Source organism: Candidatus Omnitrophota bacterium (assembly GCA_040755155.1).
Classification (GTDB): domain Bacteria; phylum Hinthialibacterota; class Hinthialibacteria; order Hinthialibacterales; family Hinthialibacteraceae; genus JBFMBP01.
Window position 1 is genome coordinate 23,461 of record JBFMBP010000095.1, and the last position, 12,653, is coordinate 36,113.

General features: G+C 53.4%; 10 protein-coding genes. 1 reads left to right on the forward strand and 9 read right to left on the reverse strand.

Annotated features, from left to right (window positions below):
• The 3 genes from AB1656_13790 to AB1656_13800 form a co-directional block, all read right to left on the reverse strand.
• Positions 1-559, reverse strand: a 559-nt coding sequence (locus tag AB1656_13790; GenBank protein ID MEW6236454.1) for a Uma2 family endonuclease, incomplete at its 3' end; no start/stop codon positions are given.
• Positions 560-591: 32 nt separating this feature from the next.
• Positions 592-1,944, reverse strand: coding sequence for a hypothetical protein (locus AB1656_13795; protein ID MEW6236455.1), 1,353 nt, complete (start codon positions 1,942-1,944; stop codon positions 592-594).
• A gap of 12 nt (positions 1,945-1,956) precedes the next feature.
• On the reverse strand, positions 1,957-3,357 hold the full coding sequence (locus AB1656_13800; GenBank protein MEW6236456.1) for a hypothetical protein: 1,401 nt from the start codon (positions 3,355-3,357) through the stop codon (positions 1,957-1,959).
• Positions 3,358-3,483: 126 nt separating this feature from the next.
• On the opposite strand from AB1656_13800, the gene AB1656_13805 reads away from it, so the two are divergent.
• Positions 3,484-3,864 carry a glycine zipper domain-containing protein gene (locus AB1656_13805; protein MEW6236457.1) on the forward strand — a complete coding sequence of 127 codons (381 nt, stop codon included), beginning with the start codon at positions 3,484-3,486 and terminating at the stop codon, positions 3,862-3,864.
• A 183-nt stretch (positions 3,865-4,047) separates the two neighbouring features.
• On the opposite strand, the gene AB1656_13810 is transcribed toward AB1656_13805, so the two are convergent.
• The 6 genes from AB1656_13810 to AB1656_13835 all read right to left on the reverse strand — a co-directional run bounded on the left by AB1656_13810 (position 4,048) and on the right by AB1656_13835 (position 12,486).
• Positions 4,048-4,626, reverse strand: coding sequence for an HD domain-containing protein (locus AB1656_13810; GenBank protein ID MEW6236458.1), 579 nt, complete (start codon positions 4,624-4,626; stop codon positions 4,048-4,050).
• A 50-nt stretch (positions 4,627-4,676) separates the two neighbouring features.
• The gene (locus AB1656_13815; protein ID MEW6236459.1) at positions 4,677-7,781 is read right to left on the reverse strand and encodes a PAS domain S-box protein; all 3,105 of its coding nucleotides are present in this window, start codon (positions 7,779-7,781) and stop codon (positions 4,677-4,679) included.
• 185 nt (positions 7,782-7,966) lie between these two features.
• Positions 7,967-8,899 carry an ABC transporter permease gene (locus AB1656_13820; protein MEW6236460.1) on the reverse strand — a complete coding sequence of 311 codons (933 nt, stop codon included), beginning with the start codon at positions 8,897-8,899 and terminating at the stop codon, positions 7,967-7,969.
• Entirely contained in the window at positions 8,892-9,899 is a 1,008-nt protein-coding gene (locus AB1656_13825; GenBank protein ID MEW6236461.1) for an ABC transporter permease, read from the reverse strand. The genes AB1656_13820 and AB1656_13825 overlap by 8 nt, the downstream gene beginning before the upstream one ends.
• Positions 9,899-11,425 carry an ABC transporter ATP-binding protein gene (locus AB1656_13830; protein MEW6236462.1) on the reverse strand — a complete coding sequence of 509 codons (1,527 nt, stop codon included), beginning with the start codon at positions 11,423-11,425 and terminating at the stop codon, positions 9,899-9,901. Before AB1656_13830 ends, AB1656_13825 begins: the two co-directional genes overlap by 1 nt.
• On the reverse strand, positions 11,422-12,486 hold the full coding sequence (locus AB1656_13835) for a BMP family ABC transporter substrate-binding protein (protein ID MEW6236463.1): 1,065 nt from the start codon (positions 12,484-12,486) through the stop codon (positions 11,422-11,424). The genes AB1656_13830 and AB1656_13835 overlap by 4 nt, the downstream gene beginning before the upstream one ends.
• Positions 12,487-12,653 lie beyond the last annotated feature (167 nt).

Consider the following 12,653-nt stretch of genomic DNA (forward strand, 5'->3'; position numbering starts at 1 on the left):
ATCCCAAAATATCGCTTACATTGAATGTATATTCCGGAAACGATTCCAAATTTATCGATTCGCCGGGAGAAGCGATGAAGGATTGGCGATAGCCTTCCGGCGAAGGCTGGCGGAATATTTCAATGACCTGTTTATCCAAATTAAGTATCCATAATTCCGGGACGCCGTGTTTGGCGTATAGCGGCGCTTTCACTTGACGGTCGTATTCGTAGGACGAGTCGGCTATCTCAACGAGTAAATAGACATCCTCCGGCATAGGATGTCTATCCGAATAGTAATTTCCGCGTAATTTGAGGAGAGCGATATCAGTCAAGGTTTCCGATAGTTGGCTCAAGCGAACGGGATTTTGAATGCTGACGATTGCTTTATCTAAAAAACGGTATATAAAATTACGATTAAAACGCATGGAATGAGATGCATGGCTGATGCTTATCGGCGTCATTTGAATGATTTCCCCCTCGATCAATTCCACCCGGTCGTCTTCCGTAAAAATGCCGATTTCCGCCATTCGATAAAATTCATCGACAGTAAAAAGCCGTATAAGTTTTTTTGATATCATATGTATATTACCTTTTATGAAAAAGATCACTTTCAAGAAAACGGCATTTTGATCCCGCTGCGCAGGCAGGAAAAAATCTGGTTATGAGACCAACTCCAAAGCCGCCCTTTGTCTTCAGATAATTTCACGGGATTCACCGCCCAATCGCTGGGAAAATTGAACGCCCCTATGGCCTGAACGAAAATCGACCAGCATAGAAAGACGATAAAAACGCCGCGCCATAGTTTTTTATGGGCGTATCCCTCCCACGCCGCCGCCATAAATAATATAAGAAAAGGGTTGGTTTCGACTTGATAGCGCGGACCGTAATGGCCGCTTCCGCCCCACCAGACGGCGTATTTGCCGAATAGCATCAAGAGCAATATCGGCGCAGGCGACATCAGCGCGATAAAACGCCAGGCAGAACCATCCAACCGCCATACGCGGATCATACCCCAAACGGCGAAAAGCAGAATCGGGCTGAAAACGAAAATCCCCCGGCTGGGGCTGACGAGTTGCCCCGCCAAGCCTTCCCATAACGGCGTCGACCAGGTTCCCCCCTCCACGCCGTCCAACATGCCGCGCAGTTTATATAATTCGTCGTATCCTCCAGAAAACGATCCGAAGAGCCAATAGTTGGAAGCAAAAAGCGCCAAAACAATCAGCGCGGCGGGAACGCACACGGCGAGGCCGCGCCAACGCCATTGCCAAAGCGAGGCGGCGATAAGGCAGATAGCGGCGATAGCATTCGTAGAACGGCAGCAGACGGAGAAGCCGATAGCGGCGCCGCCAAGCATTAGCCAAAGCAAGACAGAGGATGTCCGCCCTTCTTCCTCCAAGCGAAAAGCGCGCAGCATGGCATAGAGCGACAGCGTAATCCAAAACAGCGCCGGGCCGTGCTGCCATAAGCTTTGCGAAGCGATAGGCCACAAAGCGGTTCCCAACCCGTAGGAATAAGATAAAACGAAAGCGGCGGCGGACGAGCGCAGAAGTCGGATGGCGTAAAAAAGAAATACGACGGAAAGCGCCGTGAAGGCCGCGCCGCTCAGCTTGGAAACATAGCGCCAAACCAGATCGCCTTCGCCCTCGCGGATCATACCCGCATAGTAGGCGGGCGCAAAGAAGGGAACGGCCATGATCCCCGGCATCAAGGGATAATTGGAAATAACATGCCCGCCCTGCTCGGAAGCATAATAGGGAATGGTTTTATAATCGACGAAATCCTTTAAATGATCCAAATAAATCGTCCCATGCGCAGCAAGGTGAATCGCCGTCATCGCGGAAGGGATTGAATCGCCGTTGCTGATTTCCCGCCCATTGCTCATATAAAGAAGAAACGGGAGGAAGAAGACCAGCAGCGGACGCGATTCCATGTAATGAGCGGCGTTGCTAATTTTGGATGCCATGCGCCGGAAGCCTCACGAAAAGGGAGATTTGATCCCGCTTTTCAAGCAAGACCATATTTGATTGTATTTCCAATCCCAATAGCGGCTGTAATCCAAAGACACGGAAATCGGCTCTACCGCCCAGCCGCTGGGATAACAAAACGCCCCGATCCATTGCACGAAGATGGAATAGACAAGCAAGAGAATAAAAGTGTAGAGCAGCGGTTTACAAGAGGCGATGCGCGGCCAAACGGCGGCGAGATATATTATGAGAAAGGGATACATCTCGATTTGGTAGCGCGGTCCGTAATGGGCGTTGCCTCCCCACCAGATGATGAATTTAGAAAAGACGATCAACATGATGAGGGGCGCTGGAATCGTTAGGGCGAAGATGCGCCATCGCGGATCCGGCTGCTTCCAAATCGCCGCCATGCCCCAAAGCGAAAATAGCAAGAAAGAGCTGAAGACGAACATGCCGCGGCTGGGGCTAATCGTCTGCCCCGCCAGACCAAAGAGAAAAGGCGTGGAAAACGGCTCGCCCCGCACGCGGTTAAGTTCCCAATTGAGGGAATGCAGAACCATATCACCGCCTTTCCACGATCCAAAGATGGAGTAATTGTAGGATATCAGAATAAAAGTTAAGACGACGGCGGGTAAAACGAAGCGCCAAGCGGGCAACCGATAGCGATAGAACGCCGCCAGGCAAAGAACTACTGCGCCTGCACCATTGACGGTGCGGCATAAAACCGCCGCTCCCGCCGCTATGCCAGCCAGAAGCAAAAACCAGCCGCGTTCCTGCTTTTCCGCCGCGCTCTCCACGCGAATTAAGGCGTAGAAGCAGACGCTCCACCAAAGAACGCTGGGGCCGTGCTGCCAAAGGCTTTGAGACGCGATGGGCCAAAGAGCAGTTCCCAGCGTATAAGCGGTCCCCAGCGCCAAGGCGCCGCCCATGCCGATCAACCGCCGCAGCGTAAGCGTCATAAAGACTCCCGCCAACGCTGTAAAGACGGCGCCGGAGAGTTTGGAAAGATAATTCCAAACCAGATCGCCATCGCCTTTTTCGATCATTCCCAGCCAAACGAAGGGCGCAAAGATGGGAGCGGCCATGATTCCCGGAAATAAAGGGTAGTTGGAAACAACATGCCCCCGTTGCTCCGAGATATAGGAAGGCGTTTTATTGTAAGGAATATAATCGTGCAGATCGTCGAGAAAAACGCTACCCTTTTTGACGAATTCGATGGCGACGAATGCGGCGGGCGTCGTATCGCCCCCGCCTATTTCCCGTCCGTTGGCCATGTAAATCATAAAAGGAACGAAAAAGATCAATATTTTATGCTTATCGAAGATGCGAACGATCTTGTTTTCGCGGGGAGATGTGTAAGACATATTCATGGCGGCGTTCCAGGACGATAAAATCGAGATATAATTTGCCATTGAGTCTTCGGGATAACGAGAAGATTTTAGCCGTCTTGCATGAAGAAGCGATATACTCATAGAAAAGAATACTTGAAACATCGTAATCAAGGCCATTCGCTATAGATGGAAAGGAGATAGTTTAACATGAAAGCGAAAAAAGCGGCTTTGCTTGGCGTTATTGGCGCATTGTGTCTGGTCACTCTTTTGACGGGCTGCGAAACGACGCCCGCTCAGAGCGGAGCGCTGGGAGGCGCGGTCGTCGGCGCCGCTGCAGGAGGTTTGATTGGACGCAGCGGCAAAGGAGCCTTGATCGGCGCGGGAGCGGGCGCACTAGGCGGCGCGCTCCTCAACGATCATATCGACAAACAGAAGAGAGAGGCCTACAACCAAGGTTATAACCAGGGCGCGGTCACGGCGCCGCAAAGTACAACGCCAACAACGGCGGCGCCAGCTCAACAACAAACGCCTGCGCAGCAAACTACTATCCAAACGCAAAACAATTACTACAACACGGCTCCGCGTTAAACTCGCTGAAGTGAGACGCAAAACGCCCGCAGGCCAACCGCTTTGCGGGCGTTTTTATTTTCATGGGATTTGGTCGAGTAGGGTGGGCTCAAAGCGAAGCGTAGCCCACCGTATTCATCATTTTTTCCGATCCTTGCAAGCCCAATTCATCCACTTGAGATTTTTTTGCTCGGTAGGGGATCATCACTCATCGTTTTTCCCCGATCCCCGTAATCCCAATTCATCCGCATAAGGTTTGAGCGCGTCGATGAGGAATTGAATATGCTCGCCCAGATCGACGCCAAGCAGTTCGGCGCCGCGCTGAATTTCTTCCCGGTTGATTTTCGCGGCGAAACTTTTGTCTTTCAGTTTTTTCTTAACGCTTTTAGGCGTAAGGGATTGAATGCCATCGGGACGAACGAAGCAGCACGCGCCGATAAAGCCGGTCAATTCGTCGCAGGCGAGCAAAGCTTTATCGAACGCCGACTCGAATGGGATGTTCCACGCCGTTAAATGCGCAGATACGGCGTGGGCGATCTCTTCTTCTCCCTGCTCGCGCAGCCATTCGACGATCAATTGCGGATGTCGTTCGGGCCATTTTTCGTAATCCGCGTCGTGGAGAAGTCCGGCTATCCCCCAACGCTCCACATCCTTCTCTCCCGCGCCGCAGCGCAGGGCGGCGGCTCGCATGGCGATCTCCACCGTCCGCCCGTGAATCCGCAAGGCATCGCCTTCCGTCCACTCGCTGAATTTTTTCCATGCATCTTCCCGCATCAAAGCCATTCGTGCCTCCTTCCGGCGGAATGCCGTCTTTACCATACAAAGATCCACCATTACGATTCGCGATCGAGCACCTCGCGCACTTTGCGAATAAGTTCTGTGGGGTGATAGGGTTTGGAAATATAATCCACAATCATTTCTCCGCCAAGAGAGGGTTCTTTGGCGAGTTCGGCGTAACCGCTGCAAATAATCACCTTTACCTTTTTCCCCATTTCCTGCATCGCGCGCAAGAATTCATGGCCCGACATGCGCGGCATGGAAAGATCGAGAAGCGCCATGTCGATCCTATCGCCTTGTTGGCGCAACAAATTCAAAGCCTCTTCGCCATCCGGCGCCAATAAGACGGTGTAGCCGTGCAATTCAAGTATCTCTTGGCTTAGTCCCCGGATCATTTCTTCGTCTTCCACGATCAGGATGGTTTCTCTCCCCAAAAGCGGTTCGGAAAGGATTGCCGGTTCCACCGTCTCAACTCCATTTTTTTCTTCTTCGACGGGAAGATAGATTTCGAAGGTTGCGCCCTGGCCGGGTTGGCTGCGCAGATCGATCCATCCCTCATGTTGTTTGACGATTCCATAGGCGCTGGATAGACCCAAACCGGTTCCCTCGCCCACTTCCTTCGTTGTAAAGAAGGGTTCGAAGACGCGGCGTTGAGTCTCCTCATCCATCCCGGCGCCGTTGTCGCTGACGCGAAGAATGACGAACCGGCCTGGCCGCGCATAAGAATGCTTTTCGCAATAGGCGCGATCGACGGATGCCGATCTTGCGGCGATAGAGATGGCGAAAAGGATTGGCGGCTGGTTGAAGGAGGTCTGGAGCCGCATCGCTTCGTGAATGGCGTCGCGGGCGTTGATGCACAAATTCAACAAAACCGTTTTCAACTGCGTGGCGTCGGCGAAGACGTTGGGAAGATTTGCCTCGGCGTCGCAGACGATCTCGATGCGGCGGTCGATGGTTTGGCGGACAAAGGGATAGCTTTCCTGCACAAGCCGATTGAGATTCACACGCTGGCGTTCTAAGCGTGTTTTCCGGCTAAAAGCGAGTAGTTGCTGAACCACATCAGCCGATCGGCCGGCGGCTTTGGCCGCCTCCCGCAAATATTTTTTAACATCCTCAGCAGCGCGTTTTTCCGCGAGATGGATATTGCCGATCACGCCCGTCAAAAGGTTGTTGAAATCGTGAGCAACGCCTCCTGCGAGTTGTCCGACGGCCTCCATCTTTTGCGCTTGGAGCAGCTGATTTTCCAGTCTCACTTTTTCTTCTTCGATTTTCCTCCGTTCGGTAATATCGCGTCCGATTCCCATCAGGCATACGATCTCATCGCCTCTTTCGATCAACTGAGTAACCAGCTCCACCGAAATTCTTCGTCCGTCTTTAGCGATTACGTCCAATTCGTAGCGCGTCGCCTTTTGATGGCGTTCCAGTTTAAGGCGCAACTTTTCCCTCACGAGCGATAAACAGTCCTCCGCCGCGATTTGTTCGAAATTCATGCGCCGGAATTCCTCCGGCGTATAACCAAGCAGGAGCGAACAAGCGGAATTGGTGGAGAGAATGTTTCCTTCGATATCGTAGGTAAAGATAAAATCGTAGGCGCTTTCGTATAGCCGCCGGTATTTCTCTTCGCTTACCCGCAACGCTTTTTGCGTCTGCCTTAAATTTCGCAAATCGATAACGACGAAGAATAAATCGGGTTTTTGAATTCGATGGCGAACGATGGAAAGACTCAACAACACCGGCGCGGGAGAACCATCCTTCCGCATGAGAAGCCGCTCTTCGGCGGGAGGCCGCATTCCCGTTAAGGCGCAATCGGCGACGAACTTGCGAAATTCATTCCGTTTATCGGGCGGAACGATAAGTTCGGCGATGTTTCGGCCAATCGCCTCTTCTTTCGTATAGCCGAAAATGACTTCGTTCGCTCGATTCCAATAATGAATCGTTCCATCCGGCTTAAATCCCTGCATTCCGACATTCGGCATATTGTCTAGGATATGGCGGAATCGGTTTTCGCTTTCTCGCAAAGCCTCCTCCGTCTTTTTTTGTTCGGTGATGTCCCAATAGATGCCCTGAACGCCAATAGCTTCGCCATTCGCATTAAAGAGTGGGGATTTTATCGCTTGCGACAATCGGAGTTCGCCGTCCGGCGAAGAACGTTCTTCCACCATTTCCAGAAAAACGCCGAGCTGGATCACGCGGCGGTCGTCGTCCCGATATTTCTTGGCCAATTCTTCCGGAAATAAATCGTTGTCGGTTTTACCGATAATTTCCTCCGCCTTCTTTTTCAACGAATCGCAAAAACGTTGATTCGCAAACGTGAAGACGCCATGGATATCTTTGCGAAAGATGCATTGAGGAATATTTTCCACCAGAGAATGATAGAAAAACTCCGATTCGAGAAGGGCTTGTTGGGATCGTTCCTGTTCTTCAGCGTTCCGACGCAATTTTCTGAAAGCCAGAAAAATGCCAGCGGCGCCGATCAGCCATAGGCGCCCATGCCCTATGATAAACGGGTAAACGAGTCCGCGGATCATTTTTAGATATGCGTCAATGGGAAGCGATAGGCTTAATCCGCCCCCAAAATCACCGGCTTTGAATCCTTGATCGGCGTGGCATTTTAAACATTCGTCTCTTACGATCACAGGATGGATTAAACGAACGTAAGGTTGGCCGCCGATTTTCGCCATTGAAAAAACTTCCTCGCATCCCGCCTTTAATTTTTCCAACGCTTCCTTTTCCCAGGCGTCGGGAGCATTCTCAGGATTTAAAGGAGAAAGGCTAGTGAAATGTCCCCTTAGTCCCAGTTCCTCCCAACCTGTTTTGTATAATTGACGCATGAGAAAGCCGGAGTTCATCAACGTCAACCGCTTCCCCGAAGGCGTTGTGATATCCCGTTCCTGGATCTTGGATAAAAAGGGATTGGGCTGTATCTCTTCGCTGACGGGGACGTAAACGCCGCCCTGTTTCGCCACCCAGATTTCAAGAATGAGGTCTTTTTTCAAGGAGCCACGGGCTTCCATGCGCGCCATATCGTCCAAATGCCGATATTGCAGATGAATAATCCTGCCCAGAGAGGCGGCGATAATCATAGTCCATGCGAAAAACGATATCCAAGCGAATCGTTTCAGGGAGCGAATGGCTGGAAAAGAATGATCCTGGATCAACAAGAAAGCAAACCTCGATTCGTAAATATCTTCATGCGAACGTATTCCACGACGGAAGGGGATCGTTCAGATGCCGGACAATGGCGAAATAGTAGCAATATTTCCATCCAATTTGGACGGGAGAGAATGAGAAATTTGTTTGAATTAGGCCGATTTATTATTCTAGGGATAACGGGAAGAATGATTTTCTATTCGATCTTGCCCAACGCTTGCGGAGGGCGGTTGGAAAATCGTCTCAATGATAAAATCGCCAGCGCCGCCGCGAAAGGCAATAGCAATAATACGCGCGAGGGAAGAGCCGGAATGACGCTCTGCAACCTCTCCCCCATCGCTTCCAGGCAGCCGAACGCCAAACAGGCGCCCGCCGCCCGCAAGGGCCGCCAGCCGCTGCAAATCAAAATCGCCAGCGCCACGAAGCCGCGCCCGTTGGTCATCCCTACGCTGAATTGGCTGATGTCGCCTAACGAGAGTTGCGCCCCTCCCAATCCGGCCAATACGCCGCTGAGGCCGACAGCGGCGCAACGCTGCCATCCGACGTTCACTCCCGCCGCCGCCGCCGCGCTGGGATTCTCACCGCAGGCGCGCAGACGCAAGCCGAATCGCGTATGGTAAAATAAATAGACCGTCCATAAAATGACGATCGCCAAAAGGATATGCAATGGAGATAAAGGAAATAGCAGATCGGATAAAATAGGAATCGACGCATCGCTTCCCGTCAGTGCAGGCATTTTGGGAACCTCCGGCGAGTTGCCCCGCGCATGAAAAATCCGTTCCAAAAGAAAGCCCGTCATCCCCATAGCCATCAGATTGATTCCCATGCCGCTGACGATCTGATCGGCCTTCCATCGCAAACAAACGAGCGCGTGGAACAAACCCATCGATCCGCCTCCCATCGCCGCCGCCAACGCTCCCAGCCAGGGATCGCCCGTCGTCCAGGAAACGGCCGCTCCCGCAAACGCGCCCGTAAGCATCATTCCTTCCAATCCGATATTGATGACGCCGGAACGTTCGCTGAATGCGCCGCCCGCCGCCGCCCACAACAGAGGAGCGCCCTTCAAGAATCCTGAATGGATCAGCAAGGGAATTTCATGCGCCAGCCACAGCGAATAGGCTTCAATCATAGCGGCGCCTCCTCGTAAAAACGGCGAGGCTTATAATCAATATTCCTTCCAACATAAAAACAATTTCCTTCGGAATTCCCAATTCCAACTGCAACGAACGATCGGAAGCCCTCAAGGCGGCGATCGCCATCGCCGCCGGGATTACCGCCCACGGTTCGCATAAGGCCAGAAAGGCGACGGCGATGCCGTCGAATCCCGCTCCCCCCGTAAAGCGTTCGTAAAAGGTATGCGTCGCGCCCGCCGTTTCCATCGCTCCCGCCAATCCCGCGCAGCCGCCGCCTATAAGCATGGCGTAGAGACGGACGCGCCCGCAGGCGATTCCTGCGTAGGACGAAGCGGCGGGATTGTTGCCCACGGCGCGCAGTTCAAAACCCGGCCATGTCCGCCGCAATCCCCAACTCAGCAGCAAAGCGATGACGAAGGAGATCGCGACGCCCCATGACGTCTGCGCTCCACCGCGAACGAGCAGCGTCGGCAGCTGCGCCGACGCCTGAATGAATTCCGTGCGGCTCGTCCCCGGCCCGGCGCTGAAGACGCCCGCCGTCAACTCGTTGACGGCGTGAAAGGCGATGAAATTAAGCATGATAGTGGAGATCACTTCGTGAACCCCCCGCCGCGTTTTCAACAAAGCCGCTAGTCCGCCCCACAGCGCGCCGCATAATGATCCTATTAATAGGCAGGCGATCCAATGCAATGGTCCCATCGCCGCCAACGGCATAGTTCCCAAAATCGCCGCCGCCAATCCACCCAGGTAAAGCTGCCCTTCGCCGCCGATGTTGAATAATCCAGCGCGGTAGGGAACGGCTACGGCCAATCCCGTCAGTATCAGCAGTGCGGTTTTGGTCAATGTCAATAAAAATCCATTCCACGAATTGAAGGCGCCCGTTGCCAACGTATAAAACACCGTCCAAGGCGAATAGCCGCAAATCCATAGAAAGAGAGATACGATCGCCGCCGTCGCCGCAAGAGATAAAATCAGGGGAGCGATGCGTTTCATCATTACGCCTGCGCTCCCGTCATGGCTCGGCCCAATTCCGCCGCCGTCCACTCGTCCCGGCGCTTCGTTTCCGTCAAGCGGCCTCGATGAATTACGGCGATTCGCTGGCATAAGAGAAACAATTCTCCCAGTTCCGGCGAGAAAAGAACCGCGCCCGCGCCTTCGGCGGCGATCCGGTGCAGCGTTTCGCGTACGAAGCGCGACGCCCGCAGGTCCAAGCCTCGCGTTGGATTGTGCGCGATGACGATTTTAGGCTGAGCGAGCAACTCCCGCGAAATCACGGCGCGCTGTTGATGTCCTCCCGACAGTTGGCGCGGCGGCGTTTGCAGCGACGGCGCGGCGATTTCATACTCCCTTACGCATTCTTGCATCGGCGCTTCCAGCGGCGTTTTTTTTATTCGCCATTTTCCCCAGCGATGGAAGTAGGTATGGTTGAGCAGATAATTATCGAAGAGAGGAAGATCGGGAAGCAAGGCGTTTTGCGCGCGGTCTTGCGGAATCAACGCCAGCCCCAGCTCGCGCCTTTGCGATACGTTCAATCGAGCGATGTCCAGGCCGTCCAGGAGGATTCTGCCTTCGCAAATCGGATTCAAACCCAAAATAGCCTCCACCAATTCTTCCTGGCCGTTGCCCGCCACGCCCGCAATGCCCACGATCTCTCTTTCCCGGACTTCCAGGGAAAGAGAATGCAGCGAAACCTTATCCTCCTTCTTTTCCTGAGTGGATAGGTTTTGCAAAGATAAAATCGTCGCGCCAGGACCGGGAAATTCGTACGTTTCTTCCGGCAGTTTCTCGCCCACGATGGCGGCGGCGATGGAGTCGGGCGTCAATCGATCTCGGCGGCCTTGCAGAACCGTCTCTCCTTTGCGCAGAACGGTAATCTCATCGGCGGCGCATAGCGCTTCCGGCAGGCGATGGGTAATGAAAAGAATAGCGAGACCCTGTTTCCGTAAGGTTTCGATAATTGCCAAAAAACGATCCGCTTCCGAAGAGACTAACGCCGCCGTCGGTTCGTCGAACAAAACGATCCGCGCCCTCCGGTAGAGAATCCGGGCGATCTCCACCTGCTGCCTCATTCCCACCGCCAGCGATCCGGCGGGACGATGCAAGGGAAGGTCCAGGCCGAAGCGGTCGAGCGTTTGCCGAATCTCTTTTTCCGCCCGTTTTTTATCCAAGCGAAGCATCCCGCCCGGCTCCCAACCCAGGATAAGATTTTCCAAAACCGTAAAGGCGGGAATTAAGGAAAAATGCTGCTGCGCCAGGCCGATGCCCAAACGCAAAGCGTCCGCCGGACGCTTGAAAGCGATGGGGCGCCCGTCGATTTGCAACTCCCCCTCGTCGGGAACCGTTAAACCGCTGAGAATGGAAGCTAGCGTCGATTTGCCCGCGCCGTTCTCTCCCAGCAGCGCATGAATCTTCCCGTATTCCAGCGTCAAGGATATATCGCGGTTGGCCGCCGCCGTTCCATAGCGCTTGACGATTCCCCGCGCCGAGAGAGCGGGCGGCGTGAAAAGCGGACGATCCATCATGGCCCCTTCAGCCGTTCCAACGGCGGCTGAAACGTCTCCAAATCCGCATAGGTTCGCGGGACCGCCATCTCTCCGGAAACAATCAATTCCCGCGCTCGTTTCGCCAGTTCGAGCGCTTCCGGCGGGACGAAAGATCGCGTGTAGACCATCTCCGACAGGCCGGTATAATTTTCCTTCAATCCCACGTCTACGATCCCGCCGTAGAATTTCTTCTCATAAACGGCGATGACTTGCTCGGCGACGCCCCGATCCATGCGCTTCAATACACTGGTCAAAATCTTGCCCGGCGCCAGATCGTCTTGATCGATGTCCACACCGATGGCGAAGCGGCGTCCCGGCGCTTCCTTGACGGCGTCGATCACGCCCAGCCCGCTATTTCCCGCCAGTTGAAAGAGGACGTCCGCGCCTTGATTCATCAAGGATAACGCCAGCGACTTGCCTTTCACGGGATCATTGAAACTGCCGATGACGGCGGAAATCGCCTTCGCGTTCTTTCCCCCAGCGGCGTTAGCGATCATGACTCCCGCCTTGTATCCCGCCGCATACGCCTCAACCGGCGGGATATCCATTCCCGGAATCACTGCGACGGTTCCGCTTTCGCTAGAGTAGGCGGCCAAAATTCCCGCCAGGCAGGCCGCTTCCTGCGAACGGAAATCGAAACTGGCGACATTCTCGCCCTTCACCCTGCCATCGACGAAAATAAAGGCTTTATCGGGGTAGTGCTTCGCCGTCTGCTCCACAGCGTCAGCGATCAGCGCCCCCAGCGCCACGACGGCGTCGGCCCGTTCGGCGGCGAAATTGAGGTTATCCACATAATCGGTTTGTTCCCGCGATTCGATGACGTCGGTTTCAATCATTATGTCCCGTTTTGCCAGTTGCTCTTTCGCTTTTTGGCAACCCGCCCAGCCCGCGTCGTTGAAGCCTTTATCGCCCATTCCGCCCACGTCCGTGATCAGGATCACGCGAAACGGTTTTTGTCCAACGTCATGCCCGCTTTGTCCACACGAGAAAAAGAACAGCGTTGCTATTAATGGAATAGATATGGATATCTTTTTTTCCATGAAATGCCGCCTCGTTTCGATAAATAATTTATACAGGTATTGTTCATTAAATTAAAATATAGAAAAGCTTTAACGAATTGAAGAATTGATAAGTCAAACGAAGCAATCATCTTACTTTTCTTTCCTCATAAAGAGGATTCATCATTCATCATTCATCATTCATCATT

Coding starts and splice junctions, on each gene's coding strand:
- AB1656_13830 (MEW6236462.1), bottom strand. CDS start 11,425: ATGATGGATCGTCCGCTTTTCACGCCGCCCGCTCTCTCGGCGCGGGGA.
- AB1656_13800 (MEW6236456.1), bottom strand. CDS start 3,357: ATGGCAAATTATATCTCGATTTTATCGTCCTGGAACGCCGCCATGAAT.
- AB1656_13825 (MEW6236461.1), bottom strand. CDS start 9,899: ATGATGAAACGCATCGCTCCCCTGATTTTATCTCTTGCGGCGACGGCG.
- AB1656_13795 (MEW6236455.1), bottom strand. CDS start 1,944: ATGGCATCCAAAATTAGCAACGCCGCTCATTACATGGAATCGCGTCCG.
- AB1656_13835 (MEW6236463.1), bottom strand. CDS start 12,486: ATGGAAAAAAAGATATCCATATCTATTCCATTAATAGCAACGCTGTTC.
- AB1656_13810 (MEW6236458.1), bottom strand. CDS start 4,626: ATGGCTTTGATGCGGGAAGATGCATGGAAAAAATTCAGCGAGTGGACG.
- AB1656_13820 (MEW6236460.1), bottom strand. CDS start 8,899: ATGATTGAAGCCTATTCGCTGTGGCTGGCGCATGAAATTCCCTTGCTG.
- AB1656_13805 (MEW6236457.1), top strand. CDS start 3,484: ATGAAAGCGAAAAAAGCGGCTTTGCTTGGCGTTATTGGCGCATTGTGT.